Source organism: Paraburkholderia sp. RL17-337-BIB-A (assembly GCF_046025895.1).
In the GTDB taxonomy this organism is placed as follows: Bacteria; Pseudomonadota; Gammaproteobacteria; order Burkholderiales; family Burkholderiaceae; genus Paraburkholderia; species Paraburkholderia fungorum_C.
This window is the reverse complement of record NZ_JARESY010000004.1, coordinates 545476-559697: the sequence shown is the minus strand read 5'-3', so window position 1 is coordinate 559697 and position 14222 is coordinate 545476. Positions and strand designations below refer to the sequence as shown.

Below are 14222 nucleotides of genomic sequence, written 5' to 3'. Positions count from 1 at the left end.
AGTCAGCGGGGCTGCTTGATGAACGCTTCGAATGCCGTGGCGTAGTCCGGATGCCAGCGCGACAACGCGGGCCGGTTCTCGACGACATCGCCCGCCGCCCATAGAATGCGCCGTTCGTCGAGCGAACGCGGCACGTCGTTGTCGGGACACAGTATGTAGAAGTCGCCGGCGTCGAGACGCTCGAACATGAAATCGACGGTCTGCTCGGGCGTCCATGCGGCGGCGGGCTTTTCCACGCGGCCGTTCCGTGTGAGTTCCGTGAACACGAAGCCGGGAATCAGCAGATGAGCGCTGAGCCGGCCGTCGGCGGTATTGCGCAGTTCGTGCTGCAGCGCTTCGGTGAACGCTTTCAGACCGGCCTTCGCAACGTTGTATGCGGGGTCGCCCGGCGGCGTCGTGATGCCTTGCTTTGAACCGGTATTGATCACGAGCCCCGGACGGCCGCGCTTGATCATGTCCGGCACGAAGACCTGCGTGCCGTGGATCACGCCCCACAGGTTGACACCCAGCACGCGCTCCCAGTTCGCGGTTGGACCGAACATGCCGCTGCCGGGCTGAATGCCGGCATTGTTCATCAATACATCTGTTCCGCCGAAGCGTTCGACGACGGTTGCGTGCAGGTGGCGAACCTCTTCGGCGACACTGACGTCGGTCTCAACCGTGAAGACGTCTTGCGCGCCGTTTGCGCTCAGCGCGGCGATTTCCTCTTCCGCCCGCGCGAGGCGGTCGGCGCCGAGGTCGGCAATGCAGATGCGCAGCCCAAGCTGCGCAAAGCGTTTGGCAGCAGCCAGGCCGATGCCGGCGGCGCCGCCGGTGATCACGGCGACGGCGCCGGGGGTCAGGGCAGAATGAGTCATCAGAATCCTCGTTGATGCGTGCCGGAATCGCGACGCCAACCAGCGACTGCGATCCCGATCAGTTGGAACAGTGAGGCGGCGATCCTAGCATGACTTTTCTTGCGTGACCGACAGCGCTCCCGCTGATGAGTGGTCCGAAGCATGCGCGGTACCGCGCGGTGCCAGTCAAGCGTCAGTTCGCCATCTCGGGCAATTTGAGCAAGTCCAGGAAAGCACGGGCGACGGGTATGAGCGGTTCTCCGGCGCTTCCCCTAAAAACCGCCGCGAGTTCCCAGCAGGGCTCATCGGCTTCGCGCAGGCTCGCCGTTGCGACCGGCGCCCCGCGCGTGTTGCTCCCCCTTGCGGCGGCCACCGATTCGGGCACCATGCTGATCGCAAGCCCGTGTGCGGCCAGTTCAAGCAACATCGGCATGTCGTTGACCTCGAAGCTGGTCTGGCGCTGCAGTCCAGCCGCCGCAAAACTTCGATCGACGAGCCGCCGCACGCTCCACTCCGGGCGCAGGTCGGCGAATGTTTCGTCGACGAGATCGGCCAGCGCCAGCCCGCTGGCGCCCGCAAGCCGATGATGTGTCGCGCAGACGACGACCATTCCTTCGCATGCGAACATGTGCGATCCGAGATCGTCGAGCGGCGTATCCGGCGGCTGTGTAAACGCGAGGTCGAGGCGCCCTTCCCTCACCTCGTCAATCAACGCGCGCGAGCCGTCCAGTGTCAATTCGATGTCGATCCCGCCGAACGCGGCCCGAAATTGTCCTAAAGAAGCGGGCAGGTCGACGAAAGGCGCGAGACCGTGAATCGCACCGATACTCAGCCGGCCGCGTGCGAGCCCGTGAACCTGCGTCACGGCATGCCGCGCGTCGCGAGCGGCAGCCAGGACCCGCTGCGCCTCTGCGAACAGCACTTCGCCGGCAGGCGTCAAGGCGACTCGCCTTGTGCTGCGATTGAACAACGGTCCGCCCAGGTCTTCTTCCAGCGAGCGGATCGACGCAGACAAGCCGGACTGCACGAGGTTGAGGCGCCGCGCCGCGCGCGTGAAATGCCGCTCTTCCGCGACCGCCACGAAATGTTCCAGTTGCTTCAAATCCACGTTGGCACTCTTTCTGCAGAGACGATTAATCACGAAAACCGCACAATTGGATCACATCTTTCTATTGGAATGGTAATTCAATCTCCGCTATCGTCCGACGTCTGAGGACGTCAAGAACGCCGGGCACGAAATGCGGGCGCAATGGGCTTTAGCGACCACACGCAGTTGTGAATCCTCGCAACATATATGGAGATTGCTTCATCATGGACTACCGTCAACTGGGCCGTTCGGGTCTCAAGGTGTCGACCGTCACGCTAGGCACGATGACGATGGGCGGCAAAGGCAAATTCGCGAGCGTCGGCGAGGTGGGTCTCGACGAGGCGCGCCGGCAGATCGACATGTGCATCGACGCGGGCGTCAACCTGATCGATACGGCGGACGTCTATTCGAACGGTGCGTCGGAGGAGATCGTCGGCCAGGCGCTCGGCGGCAAGCGCAAAGGCGGCGTGCTGATCGCGACGAAAGCGCGCTTTCCCATGGGTGAGGGCCCGAACGACCGGGGTCTGTCGCGACATCATTTGATAGAAGCCTGCGAGGCGAGCCTGCGCCGTCTCAAGACCGATGTGATCGACCTCTACCAGGTGCACGAATGGGACGGACTCACGCCGCTCGAAGAAACGTTTGAAGCGCTCGACCTGCTTGTCCGGCATGGCAAGGTCCGGTATGTCGGCTGCTCGAACTACTCGGGCTGGCACCTGATGAAGGCGTTGCATGTGAGCGAACGCGATCGCCTGCCGCGTTTCGTGAGCCAACAGATCCATTACACGCTCGAAGCACGCGAAGCGGAATACGAACTCGCGCCGATCGCGCTCGATCAAGGCCTCGGCATTCTCGTCTGGAGCCCGCTCGCAGGCGGCCTGCTGTCGGGTAAGCACCGCCGCGACGCGACACCCGAGGGCACGCGTCAGCTCGCCGGCTGGACGGAGCCGCCGATCCGCGACGCCGAACGGCTGTGGTCGATTGTCGACACGCTTGTCGAGATCGCCAGCGAGCTGAATGTCTCGGCCGCTCAGGTCGCGCTTGCATGGACGCTCGGGCGCCCCGCCGTCACGTCGGTCATCATCGGCGGGCGCAACGAGAAGCAGCTGCTCGACAACCTCGGCGCGGCGAATCTCAGGCTGAGCGCCGAACAGCGCGAGCGGCTCGACAAGGTGAGCGCGCCGCCCCTGCTATACCCGTACTGGCATCAGGCGCGGACCGCGCATGATCGTCTTTCAGTTGCGGACCTGTCGCTGCTGGGACCCCATCTCAAGGCGTAGGGTGTGATGCGGCCGACATCGACTGCCGGCCGCCTTGCAAGCTTGCCCGTCATCCGCAGATGTCCATCTTGTGCGGATCGCAGTCGTTCCATCGTGAAGTCGCTTGCGCTCGCCGCGACTTCACTTGAGCGTGGCGCGCCGTCATGTGCCTGCTGCGCGATGAAGTCGATAGATGCCCCTTCACGCCTGGCGTCACGCAATCCGCGATCGACATCGTGCGCCGCCACCGAAGCGGTGGCAGCGTCTCGCTCGCCTTCAAATTAACGACGTAACACCGAATCACCATGAAAAAACTCAGAACGGCCATCGTCGGCTGCGGAAAGGTCGGTCATTTCCATGCCCGGGCGCTCTCGAAGCTCGAGGACTCGGACTTCGTCGCGGTATGCAGCACCTCTCTCGATCGAGCAAAGGCCTTCGGCAATCAATACGGCGTGCAGGCGTTCGATAACGTCGAAGAGATGGTGGAAGCCGCGCAGGTCGACGTCGTATGCATCTGCACTCCGCATCCTCAGCACGCTCCCGTTGCGATCGCCGCCTTGAAAAGCGGCTGTCACGTTCTCATCGAGAAGCCCCTCGCTTCTTCGCTCGAAGACTGCGATGCCATCCTTTCTTGTGCCGAAGAACACCGGCGTACGGTCGGCGTTGTGTGCCAGCGGCGCTTTTATCCGTCCGCGATGCGCATCAAGCGGGCCATCGATGCGGGCAAGATCGGCCGCCCTGCCATCGGCAACGTCGTCATGCTCGGATGGCGCGACCGCCAGTACTACGAAAGCGATCCCTGGCGCGGCTCGTGGGCTGGCGAAGGAGGCGGCGTGCTCGTGAACCAGGCACCTCATCAGCTCGATCTGCTGCTCTGGTATCTGGGCGATATCGATGAGGTCTACGGCGTGTGGAAGAACGTCAACCACGACTACATCGAGGTTGAAGACACCGCGGCGGCCATCATCAAGTTCAAAAGCGGCGCGATTGCCAACATTCTGGTCAGCAACTCGCAGAATCCTGCTTTGTACGGGAAGGTCCATATTCACGGAGATAACGGCGCGTCGGTCGGCGTGCAGACGGACGGCGGCGCGATGTTCATCGCCGGCGTGTCGACCATCACCGAACCGCCTTACAACGATATCTGGACGATCAAAGGCGAAGAAGAAATGCTCGCCGAGTGGAAAAAGGCGGACGCGGAATATTTCAATTCCGAGGATTCGCTGTACTTCTATCATGAGCAGCAAATAGATGATTTCCTGACTGCCGTCAGCAACGGCACGAAGCCATTGATCGACGGACTCGACGGCCGGAAGACCGTAGAGCTGTTCACAGCCATCTATCGCAGCACCGAGAGCAATGCGGTTGTAAAACTCCCACTCTGAGCAGGACGACGAGTCGCCGGTGTTCCGGCGGCCAATGCATGTTTGGACGGTCATCCAGACGGCTAATTGAATGCAAAATCATGAAAACAACAAAAACCCGATATTTCATTGTCTTTTTACTGTTTGTAGTCACGGCCATCAACTACATGGATCGGGCGAACCTCTCGATCGCGGGCAGCAGGATCCAGGGGGAATTCAGCCTTTCGCCGACCCAGCTCGGCCTGCTCTTTTCGATGTTCACATGGACGTATGCGGCCGCCCAGCTTCCCGTCGGGTATCTCCTCGATCGAATCGGATCGAGGGTTCTATACGGCAGTGCCATCGTCATCTGGAGCACGTGTACATTCGCGATGGGCTTTGCTTCACATCATTTTTTCGCGACCCTGGGCGTCTCATTTGCGGTGCTGCTGGTCTGCCGCGCCCTGATTGGCCTCGCTGAAGCACCGTCGTACCTCTCGAATACGAAAATCGTCGCGAACTGGTTTCCGAAGAACGAACGCGCACGGGCAACGGCGACCTATATCAGTTCGCAATACATCGGTCTCGCATTGTTCACGCCCGTCCTGACTTTTTTGACAACCCGTTATGGCTGGCAAGCGGTGTTCTATGCAACGGGTGGCGTGGGGATCGTGTTTGGGATTTACTGGCTGATCGTTTATCGTGACCCCAAGGACAGCAGGAAAACCGCTCAGGCAGAACTCGACCTTATCAAGGCCGGCGGTGGCTACGGATCTCAGGATCAATCCACGGTCAGCACCGTGGTCGACAAAGACGACATCCTGTACTTCCTCAAGAACAAGACTGTCTGGGGCCTGTTCATCACGCAGTTCGCCTATAACTCGACGCTGATCTTCTTCATGACATGGTTCATCGTCTACCTCGAAAAGGCATTGAATCTCTCGCTTTCCAAAGCGGGACTTGGCGCATCCATTCCCTATCTCATGGCCATGGTCGGCATGCTGGCGGGCGGCTTCCTCAGTGACAGCCTTCTGAAAAGGGGTAAATCGGTCACGTTCGCGCGCAAGCTGCCGGTGATCGTTGGCCTCGTGTTGACGGCCATGATCGTCATTGTCAATTTTTTCGAGAACCAGCCCGTCGTCGCGATTGGAATCCTTTCGCTGGCCTTTTTTGGAAACAACGTCGCGAATCTCGGCTGGGTGGTATTTACGGACGTTATTCCTCGCAATTTCATCGGTACGATGGGCGGCTTCCTGAATCTGTTCGGTAATCTGTCCGGCATTACCACGCCCATCGTTTTCGGCATGATCCTGCAGCGCACGCATAACTTTCACTATGCGATGTGGTACGTCTCGATCGTCGCCGTTCTGGGCATCCTTTCGTATATCTTCCTCGTCGGCAAAATCGAAATGATTGTGCCGCCGAAGAAGCGCGAGCGGGACGCGTATCGGGTCATGCAGTCGAACTAGGCTCATGTAGGAGGACTTACGCTCGCCGAGCGGCTGCTGAACTGCTTCTGACGTTTGAGGGCGACAGGAGCGGGGCTTGACCGTTAGTTGCGTTGAAGAAGTCAAGCATCACGCCTCCGGGGCGAGCTTTTTACAGGAATGATTGAGCGCGAAATACTGCCGGCTCGATTCGAAGCGCAAGAGAGAGAGTGCGCATTTGGGATGGGGAAATCCAGACGATCTCCCCGGAATTTCAGGCGATCGGGGCGTTTTAGCACGCTCTCGACCCGTCGCCGCCGTTCGGATGCAACGTGCGAGCGTCCAGTTCCGGGAAAGGAACGGACGCTCTTTAGCCCCGGTAGTCAGGCCGCTGAGCCCGCATGATGCTCAACCAAAGGAAACGCACACGCCACCTTAAGTGACGGCGCCAATCTGCCATGGCACGAATTCATTCTGGCCGTACCCGTGAATCTCGCTTTTCGATGCCTGGCCCGACGCGGTCGCAAGCATGAGCTGGAAGATCTCTTCACCGAGTTCGTCGACCGTTCGTTCGCCGTCGAGAATCGACCCGCAATTCAAGTCGATGTCCTCTTCCTGACGTTGCCACAAAGCGGTATTGGTTCCCAGCTTCAACGATGGCGACGGCGCACAACCATAGGCGGAGCCGCGACCGGTTGTAAAGCAGATCAGGTTTGCCCCACCCGCGACCTGCCCGGTCGCCGAAACCGGATCGTAGCCCGGCGTATCCATGAAAACGAGACCGTGTGCGCTGACCAGTTCCGCGTACCGGTACACGTCGACGAGATTGGTCGTGCCGCCTTTCGCTACGGCGCCAAGCGACTTTTCGAGGATCGTTGTCAGCCCACCGGCCTTGTTCCCGGCCGATGGATTGTTGTTCAGATCGGCATTCATGCGCGCGCAGTAAGCTTCCCACCAGTGAATCCGTTCGATGAGCTTGTCGCCGACTTCACGTGACACGGCGCGGCGCGTCAATAGATGTTCGGCGCCGTAAACCTCGGGGGTTTCGGAGAGAATCGCCGTTCCACCATGCAAGACCAGACGATCGACCGCCGCACCGAGTGCCGGATTTGCGGTAATGCCGGAGTAGCCATCTGAGCCGCCGCATTGCAAGCCGATCACCAGATGCTTTGCATCGACGGGCTCGCGCCGTACGTTGTTCGCTTCCACGAGCATCGCCTTGACCTGTTCGATGCCCGCCGCCACCGTGCGCGCCGTGCCGCCGGTTGCCTGAATGGTCATCGTCTTCAGCGCCGCGCCGGGCGTAAGGCCCTGGCTTTTCACCAGCCCGTCGATCTGATTGGTTTCGCAGCCCAGCCCGACGATCAGTACACCAGCGAAATTAGGATGCCGTGCATAACCACCGAGGGTGCGCCGGATCATTTCCAGCGCTTCGCCTTCGGAATCGATTGCGCAGCCTTGACCGTGCGTCAGCGCGATCACGCCATCAACGTTTGGATAGTCCGCAAGCGCTTGCGGATGTATATCGCGACGAAAGTAATCCGCGATGGCGCGCGCCGCCGTTGCGGAGCAATTGACCGATGTCAGAATGCCGATGTAGTTGCGCGTCGCGACACGTCCGTCAGCGCGTACGATGCCCATGAACCGTGCCGCCGCTGCGACCGTCGACGCGGGCTTCGCATCCGCGCCGAAAGCGTAGTCCCGATCGAAGTCGCCCATCGCAAGGTTGTGCGTGTGGACGTGCTCCCCGGCTTCGATGACACGTGTCGCAAAGCCGATGATCTGCCCATAGCGCCGCACCGGCGCGCCCGCTTCGATACCACGGACGGCAAGCTTATGACCCGCCGGGATCAACCCACGTACGGCAAGACTACTGCGAATGCGCATGCCCGCGATAAGCTGGTGCCGCGCGATGACGACATCGTCATCTGGATGCAGTTGCACGATTGGCTCTACGGTTGCCGAAGAATCGGCCGTTGCGTTTTCCGCGTCGAATATCATGACGTAGCCTCCTCGATCTGCGCTGCGCGCACTGCCTCGCCCGTTACGGCGTCAAGGCTGAAGAGCGCACTATTCGGTGCGCAAGCGCGGCGTCGTCCGCCGATGTAATGATGTCCGAGAATGCTCATGTGAATTTCCGGTTAAATCGTGTGCAGCGTGCCTGCATGTGTCTAGCGAAGCGTCGCTTTGGGCGAGCCTATTGGCGCTTCGGTTACGCGGCGTGAATGCAAGCCGATGCTCAGAAGCAGAAGCACGCCGACGACACCTGCCAATGCCAGCATGAACATGCCTGCACGTGGGCTTTGGAAGAGTGTTTCCACTGCCGTCTTTAAAGTCGGCGCGATGAAGCCGCCGAGATTGCCGAGCGCGCCGATCATTGCAATGCCGCTCGCTGCCGCGGTACCGCTCAGGTAGGCCGTCGGCAAGGTCCAGAAGAGCGGCTGAACGACAACGAAGCCGACCGTCGCGATACAGAATGCGACCAGCACGGGTGCGAGATGACTGCCGAGGGTCGACAGTGCTATCCCTGCTGCGGCCATCGCCAGCATGACGACGGCAAGCTGCCGATGCTTCCCTTTCGCGTCCGCGTAGCCGGTGATAAAGCGCAGCGCGATGAGTGCGCACAACCAGGGAATAGCGGTCAGTAAACCGACCTTCGAGCCGATGGCGGTACCGGTCAGCTCCGAAATCCGCGTCGGCAGGTAGAAGATAACGCCGTATACGCTGACCTGAATGGCGAAATAGATCGCTACGAAGCGCAGCACGTTCCAGTTGCGCAGCGCGGTCAGCGCACTAGCCGGCCCGTGCGCAACCTTGTCCCGGTCTTCCGCTGCAATGGCGTTTTCCAGGGCGTCCTTTTCGGCCGACGTCAGCCACTTCGCGTGGCGCGGTTTGCTAACCAGATAGAAGAACGCGACGATGCCGACCATTGACGCCGCGAGACCTTCGATAAGGAACATCCATTGCCAGTTGTGCAGCCCGAGGCGGCCACCCATGACTTCCATCAAATACCCTGACAGCGGGCTGCCCAGCACGAGCGCCACCGGCAAACCGAAGTAGTAGATGCCTAGTGCCTTGCCGCGTTCACGCGCGGGGAACCAGTACGTGGAATAGAGGATGACACCGGGCGAAAAGCCCGCTTCGGCCACGCCCAGAATGAACCGCAGCACATAGAACGAAGTCTCGTTATGCACAAACATCATGGCCGCCGACGCAAGCCCCCAGGTGACCATGATCCGGCTCAACCAGAGCTTTGCACCCACCCGATGCAGCATCAGATTGCTCGGGATCTCGAACACCGCATAGCCGATGAAAAAGATCCCGGCTCCGAGCGCAAACGCCGCGTTGCCGATGTTCGAATCGACCTGAAGAGCCTGTTTGACAAACCCGACATTCGAACGGTCAAGCATCGATAGCGCGAACATCAGCGCGAGGAAGGGCGCGAGCCGCAGGCGCGCCTTGCGCACCGCGCTTTCCAACGGGTCTTGCGTAACGTGTTGAGTCTGCATCTCGTCTGTCTCCTTGGGAAGCCGGGTATGCCGGTCTGTGTCTGTTAGGGCGGGTTAGAGCGGGTTCATACGTGATCAGAGCGAAGTTGTGCCGAGCAGTCCTCGCGCAGCAAGGTTCGCCATCAGCGCGCGCACGCCGAAGGTCCACGGCTCGATGCGGTCGCTGTGGTTGACCCGGTTGACCAGCGTGCCGAGATGCCGGCTCGAAATCTTCACGATATCGCCCAGCTTGTGTGTGAAGCCCGCACCAGCGGCGTCGCGGTCTTCGATTGGTGCAAACAGCGTCCCGAGGAACAGCAGCGCGCCATCGGGGTACTGGTGGGTCGAACTGAGCGTCTGCGAAACGAGATCGAGCGGGTCGCGCGTGATCTGGTCCATCGAACTCGTGCCTCGCAAGACATAACCGTCGCTGCCCTCCACACGCAAATCGACCGTCGCGCGGCGCACATCATCGATCGAGAAAGTCTCGTCGAAAAGCCGCAGGAAAGGGCCAATCGCACACGAGCCATTGTTGTCCTTCGCCTTGCCAAGCAGGAGCGCACTGCGTCCTTCAAAGTCACGCAGATTGACGTCGTTGCCCAGGGTCGCGCCGAGCACGCGGCCGCGACTGTCGATCGACAGCACGATTTCCGGCTCCGGGTTGTTCCAGACCGAATTCGGATGAAGCCCGATCTCCGTGCCCGTGCCCAACGCCGCCAGCACCGGCGCTTTGGTGAAGACTTCCGCGTCAGGGCCGATGCCGACTTCCAGGTACTGGGACCATAGCCCCTGCTCGATCAGCAGCGCCTTCAATTCGCGCGCCTCGGCCGAGTCCGGCCGGATACTGGTGAGGCTATCGCCGACGAGAGCCCTGATCTGCTCTCGCACGCGCACCGCGCCTTGCGGATCGCCCTTTGCCTGCTCCTCGATCACTCGTTCAAGCAAGCTCGCCGCAAAGGTCACCCCGGCTGCCTTGATGACCTGCAGATCGCAAGGCGCGAGCAGATGGGCATGCGCCGGGTTGCGCGCCACGCCGGCCGTATTGGCGATGATCGTGTCCAGCGTGCCAATCCAGCGGCCACTCGCGGCTCGCACTGTCGCGACCGGATCTTCCTGCTCCACCAGGCTGCTGATGGTCGGTGCTGCGTCGGAAATGTCGAACACGCCGTCGGCGCGCAAGACGACGACGGCGGGGCCCGCGGGCGTTGATGGCGTGGCAGGAACCCAGGCACGGCCGACTAGCGTGCCGGACAACCCGTCCGACGGAAGCGTGTCCGTTACGCTGAGTGAAAGCGGGGATGTCATGTCTGTCTCCACGGATGTTTGTCTGGCGCTCGCGGCTTGCTGCCAGTTCGCGCGTTGATTCGCTCAACCGCCACTTTAGGCAGCCACGCGATAAACATCCAATCTCTTATTCAGTACAATCGATTCCATCCGGTTATGAGTTCTTGCGTGTTTACCCCATGTCCAGACAATTTACGGTGCGTACGTCGAGTGTCCTGGCAAGGCTGCGCTTCAGACATCTTCAACTGCTCGATGCGCTTGGACGCACGCACAACTTGCGCATCGCAGCCGAACAGATGCTCATCACCCAGCCCGCGGCGACAAAAATCCTGAGTGACATCGAATCGATGTTCGGCGCCCAGTTGTTCGAACGGTTGCCACGCGAGATGCGTCCAACCGATCTCGGCGTGTTGTCCGTGCGCTACGCAACCACGGCGGTCGCGGATCTCGGCAAGTTCGTGAGCGAGTTCAGCACCTTGAGTGAGGGTGGCTACGGTCATCTCACCGTGGGCGCCATCTCGGCTTCGGCTGCTCAGATGGTGATTACGGGCATCAGGGAGATCCGCCAGCAGCGGCCGCAGCTGGTCATCAAACTGGTCGAGCAAAGCAGCGACCAACTGGCGGTCTGGCTTGAAGAAAGGAAGCTGGACGTGATGGTCGGCCGTCTGACGGAGCCGCGCCATCAAGTCCTGTTCGACTTCGAGGTGTTGTCCGGAGAACCGGTCTGGGTGGTCGTCGGGCAGCATCATCCGCTGCTCCAGCGGCGGCGGCTGGAGTTGGCCGATCTTGGCGCGTGGCCATGGATTCTCTATCCGCAAGCCACGGCTATCAGGCAGCTGTTCGATGAAACGTTCGCCGGCGCGGGCATTCCTGCGCCAGTGGGCATGGTGGAAACGCCTTCAATCTTTTCGACACTGGAACTGTTGCAGGCGACCGACATGATCTCGCTGCAGCCGCGTGCCGCCGTCGAAAAATATGTGAGCAAGGGTCTGCTCGGGCACCTGCCCGTTCCCATCAACCGGACCATGACGAGCTACGGTATCGTCACGCGCAAGTATGAGCTGCCGTCGCAGCCCATGCAGGAGTTCATCACCATTTTGCGTTCGGTTGCCGGACGTGTCGGCGATCAGGCGCTTCCAGCGCGGGACGGCTCGTATGAGCCAACGTGACGATACGGATCGACGAAAGCGTACTGACGATCGCCTCAGAACGATGTGCCTATCTGGAACTGGAATTTCTGGTACTGATCGCCGGTGTGCTTGACGACCGGTAAGCCGAAGCTCAGCTTGAGCGGACCGATCGGCGAGATCCAGGCGAGACCCACCCCATAGCCGTAGCGCAATCCGTTCGCGCCGATGCTATTGCCTTCGCTGCCCCATACATTGCCGCCGTCGAGGAAGGTAAAGACGCGCAACGTGCGGTCATAACCGGATCCCGGCAATGGAACGGTCAGCTCGATATTGCCGACGATCATCTTCGAGCCGCCGATGGGGTCGTTGGTGGTCGCGTCGCGCGGCCCGAGCGAACTTGGCTCATACCCACGCACTGAACCAATACCGCCCGCGTAGTAGTTCTTGAAGATCGGATAGGGTTTGCCGTCCAATCCATTACCATAGCCGCCCTGAAAATTCAGGCCAAGCACGAAGCCACGCGCGAATGAATAATAGTATTGCGCCTGGAGGTCTGCCTTGTAGTACGGCGTATCACCGAGCGGCGTGCCATATTCGGCGTTGGCTTGCGTATAGTAGCCCCGGCTTGGGACAAGCGCGCTATCACGGTTGTCACGCGACCATCCCACCGTCACCGGCACATTGTTCGACACACGGCCGAATTCGTTCACGTAGTCGATGTAGCTCTGCGGCGTCGTGGAGTCGATCTCCAGGCGGTTCTGCTCGAACCCCAGGCCGAAGTACACCATGTCGGACTCGGAGAAAGGCACGCCGAATTTGAGGTCCGCTCCTGCCGTGATGATCCGGAAGCTCGAGTCGGTCGAATAATACAAGGGCTCCGTCGTGCGGTAATAGACATCGGTGATGCGTTTGATGCCGTCAATCGTGAAGTACGGATCGACCTGCGTGACCGTCAACGTACGGTTGGTAGTCGAGGTATTCACATTCAGTGCGAGGCTCGTGCCCGAGCCGAACACGTTGTCCTGCGATACGCCCGCGGAGATAATGGGCCCCTCGCCCGAGCCATAGCCCACGCCCAGCGAAATCGTGCCTGTGGGCTTTTCCGTCACCTTGACGTCGATATCGACCTGATCCGGCGTGCCTTCCACTGGCACGGTGGTCACGTCGACATTGGTAAAGTAGCCGAGACGGTTGATCCGGTCTTTCGACAGCGCGAGACGGTTCGAATCGAACCACGAGCTCTCCATCTGACGCATTTCACGGCGCACCACTTCGTCGCGCGTACGCGTGTTGCCGACCACGTTGATGTGGCGCACGTACACGCGGCGGCTCGGGTCCACTTGCAGCGTCAGGTCGACCTTGTGGTGTTCCTGATCGATCTGCGGCTGCGCGTTGACGGTTGCGAACGCGTAGCCGTATTCGCCGAGCTTGTCGACAATCGCCTTGGTGGTGGCTTGCAGCTTTTCCGCCGAGAAGCGGTCACCCGGTTTGATCTTGATGAGCCTGGCCAGCTCCGGCTCGCGGTCGAGCAGGTTGCCGGCCAGCTTGATGCTGTTGATCGTGTACGGCTCGCCTTCGTGCAGCGTGACCGTCAGATACATGTCCTTCTTGTCCGGCGAGATCGACACCTGGGTCGAGTCGATGTTGAACTCGAGGTAGCCGCGATTCAGGTAATACGAGCGGACGTTTTCGAGGTCGCCGGTAAGCTTGTCTTTCGCGTACAGGTCGTTCTTCGTGTACCACGAGAACCAGTTCGGCGTGGACAGCTGCATTTCGTCGCGCAACGTGTCGGTGCTGAATGCGCGGTTGCCGATGAAGTTGACCTGGCGGATCTTCGCGCTCGGACCTTCCGCCACCGAGAACAGCACCGCCACGCGGTTGCGGTCGATCGGCGTGATCGTGGTGGTGACTTCGGCGGCGTAGTAGCCACGCGTGAGGTACTGGCGCTTCAGTTCCTGCTCGGCCTTGTCGACGAGTGCCTTGTCGTAGTACTGGCCTTGCGACAAACCGACCGCGTGCAGCGCCTTGGTCAGGTTGTCCTTGTCGAATTCGTGAATGCCCGCGAAGTCGATCGTACCGACGGCCGGACGTTCCAGCAATTGCACGATGACGACATTGCCTTCAGTCGAGATCTTGACGTCGTTAAAAAAGCCCGTGGCGTACAGCGCGCGAATGGCGTCCGATGCCTTGTCGTCGCTGAAGGTGTCGCCTTGCTTGATGGGCAGGTACGCGAACACGGTACCGGCTTCGATGCGTTGCAATCCTTCGAGCCGGATATCGTGAATCACGAACGAGTCGCTAGCGTGGGCCGACATCGCCGCCACACTTAGGCCGACCAGAGTCACCACCCTGCTACGGCGTGCAGTTG

10 protein-coding genes and 1 pseudogene are annotated in these 14222 nt (G+C 60.6%); 4 read left to right on the top strand and 7 right to left on the bottom strand.

All coding sequences use genetic code 11. The annotated features are described in order from the left end of the window. Positions 1 to 2: 2 nt before the first annotated feature. Entirely contained in the window at positions 3 to 857 is an 855-nt protein-coding gene (locus P0D84_RS47600; protein ID WP_408351215.1) for an SDR family NAD(P)-dependent oxidoreductase, read from the bottom strand. 172 nt (positions 858 to 1029) lie between these two features. Continuing rightward, positions 1030 to 1944, bottom strand: coding sequence for a LysR family transcriptional regulator (locus P0D84_RS47595; RefSeq protein WP_408351212.1), 915 nt, complete (start codon positions 1942 to 1944; stop codon positions 1030 to 1032). 203 nt (positions 1945 to 2147) lie between these two features. Here P0D84_RS47595 and P0D84_RS47590 point away from each other — a divergent pair, with 203 nt between their 5' ends. The 3 genes from P0D84_RS47590 (at position 2148) to P0D84_RS47580 (ending at position 5994) form a co-directional block, all read left to right on the top strand. Beyond that, positions 2148 to 3203, top strand: a complete 1056-nt coding sequence (locus P0D84_RS47590; protein ID WP_408351209.1) for an aldo/keto reductase — start codon at positions 2148 to 2150, stop codon at positions 3201 to 3203. A gap of 284 nt (positions 3204 to 3487) precedes the next feature. After that, positions 3488 to 4567 (top strand): Gfo/Idh/MocA family protein, encoded by a 1080-nt coding sequence (locus P0D84_RS47585; protein ID WP_408351206.1) that lies wholly within the window; start codon positions 3488 to 3490, stop codon positions 4565 to 4567. Positions 4568 to 4647: 80 nt separating this feature from the next. Next, entirely contained in the window at positions 4648 to 5994 is a 1347-nt protein-coding gene (locus P0D84_RS47580) for an MFS transporter (RefSeq protein WP_408351203.1), read from the top strand. A 393-nt stretch (positions 5995 to 6387) separates the two neighbouring features. On the opposite strand, the gene P0D84_RS47575 is transcribed toward P0D84_RS47580, so the two are convergent. The 4 genes from P0D84_RS47575 to P0D84_RS47560 all read right to left on the bottom strand — a co-directional run bounded on the left by P0D84_RS47575 (position 6388) and on the right by P0D84_RS47560 (position 10745). Continuing rightward, positions 6388 to 7953, bottom strand: coding sequence for a UxaA family hydrolase (locus P0D84_RS47575; RefSeq protein WP_408351200.1), 1566 nt, complete (start codon positions 7951 to 7953; stop codon positions 6388 to 6390). Beyond that, on the bottom strand, positions 7950 to 8081 hold the full coding sequence (locus P0D84_RS47570) for a hypothetical protein (protein WP_408351197.1): 132 nt from the start codon (positions 8079 to 8081) through the stop codon (positions 7950 to 7952). Before P0D84_RS47570 ends, P0D84_RS47575 begins: the two co-directional genes overlap by 4 nt. Positions 8082 to 8123: 42 nt before the next feature. Further along, the gene (locus tag P0D84_RS47565; RefSeq protein WP_408351194.1) at positions 8124 to 9461 is read right to left on the bottom strand and encodes an MFS transporter; all 1338 of its coding nucleotides are present in this window, start codon (positions 9459 to 9461) and stop codon (positions 8124 to 8126) included. A 75-nt stretch (positions 9462 to 9536) separates the two neighbouring features. Further along, a complete protein-coding gene (locus P0D84_RS47560) occupies positions 9537 to 10745 on the bottom strand; it encodes a fumarylacetoacetate hydrolase family protein (protein ID WP_408351191.1) in 1209 nt (402 codons plus the stop codon). 158 nt (positions 10746 to 10903) lie between these two features. Between P0D84_RS47560 and P0D84_RS47555 the strand changes: the two genes are divergently transcribed. Continuing rightward, entirely contained in the window at positions 10904 to 11893 is a 990-nt protein-coding gene (locus tag P0D84_RS47555) for a LysR family transcriptional regulator (RefSeq protein WP_408351188.1), read from the top strand. Between the two features lie 35 nt (positions 11894 to 11928). On the opposite strand, the pseudogene bamA reads toward P0D84_RS47555, so the two are convergent. Next, positions 11929 to 14166: pseudogene (gene bamA, locus P0D84_RS47550) on the bottom strand (outer membrane protein assembly factor BamA); the annotation flags it as partial. Positions 14167 to 14222: the final 56 nt, after the last annotated feature.

Excerpts from the sequence above, each read along its gene's own strand:
- P0D84_RS47600 (WP_408351215.1), bottom strand. The coding sequence starts at position 857 with ATGACTCATTCTGCCCTGACCCCCGGCGCCGTCGCCGTGATCACCGGC.
- P0D84_RS47590 (WP_408351209.1), top strand. The coding sequence starts at position 2,148 with ATGGACTACCGTCAACTGGGCCGTTCGGGTCTCAAGGTGTCGACCGTC.
- P0D84_RS47585 (WP_408351206.1), top strand. The coding sequence starts at position 3,488 with ATGAAAAAACTCAGAACGGCCATCGTCGGCTGCGGAAAGGTCGGTCAT.
- P0D84_RS47580 (WP_408351203.1), top strand. The coding sequence starts at position 4,648 with ATGAAAACAACAAAAACCCGATATTTCATTGTCTTTTTACTGTTTGTA.
- P0D84_RS47575 (WP_408351200.1), bottom strand. The coding sequence starts at position 7,953 with ATGATATTCGACGCGGAAAACGCAACGGCCGATTCTTCGGCAACCGTA.
- P0D84_RS47570 (WP_408351197.1), bottom strand. The coding sequence starts at position 8,081 with ATGAGCATTCTCGGACATCATTACATCGGCGGACGACGCCGCGCTTGC.
- P0D84_RS47565 (WP_408351194.1), bottom strand. The coding sequence starts at position 9,461 with ATGCAGACTCAACACGTTACGCAAGACCCGTTGGAAAGCGCGGTGCGC.
- P0D84_RS47560 (WP_408351191.1), bottom strand. The coding sequence starts at position 10,745 with ATGACATCCCCGCTTTCACTCAGCGTAACGGACACGCTTCCGTCGGAC.
- P0D84_RS47555 (WP_408351188.1), top strand. The coding sequence starts at position 10,904 with ATGTCCAGACAATTTACGGTGCGTACGTCGAGTGTCCTGGCAAGGCTG.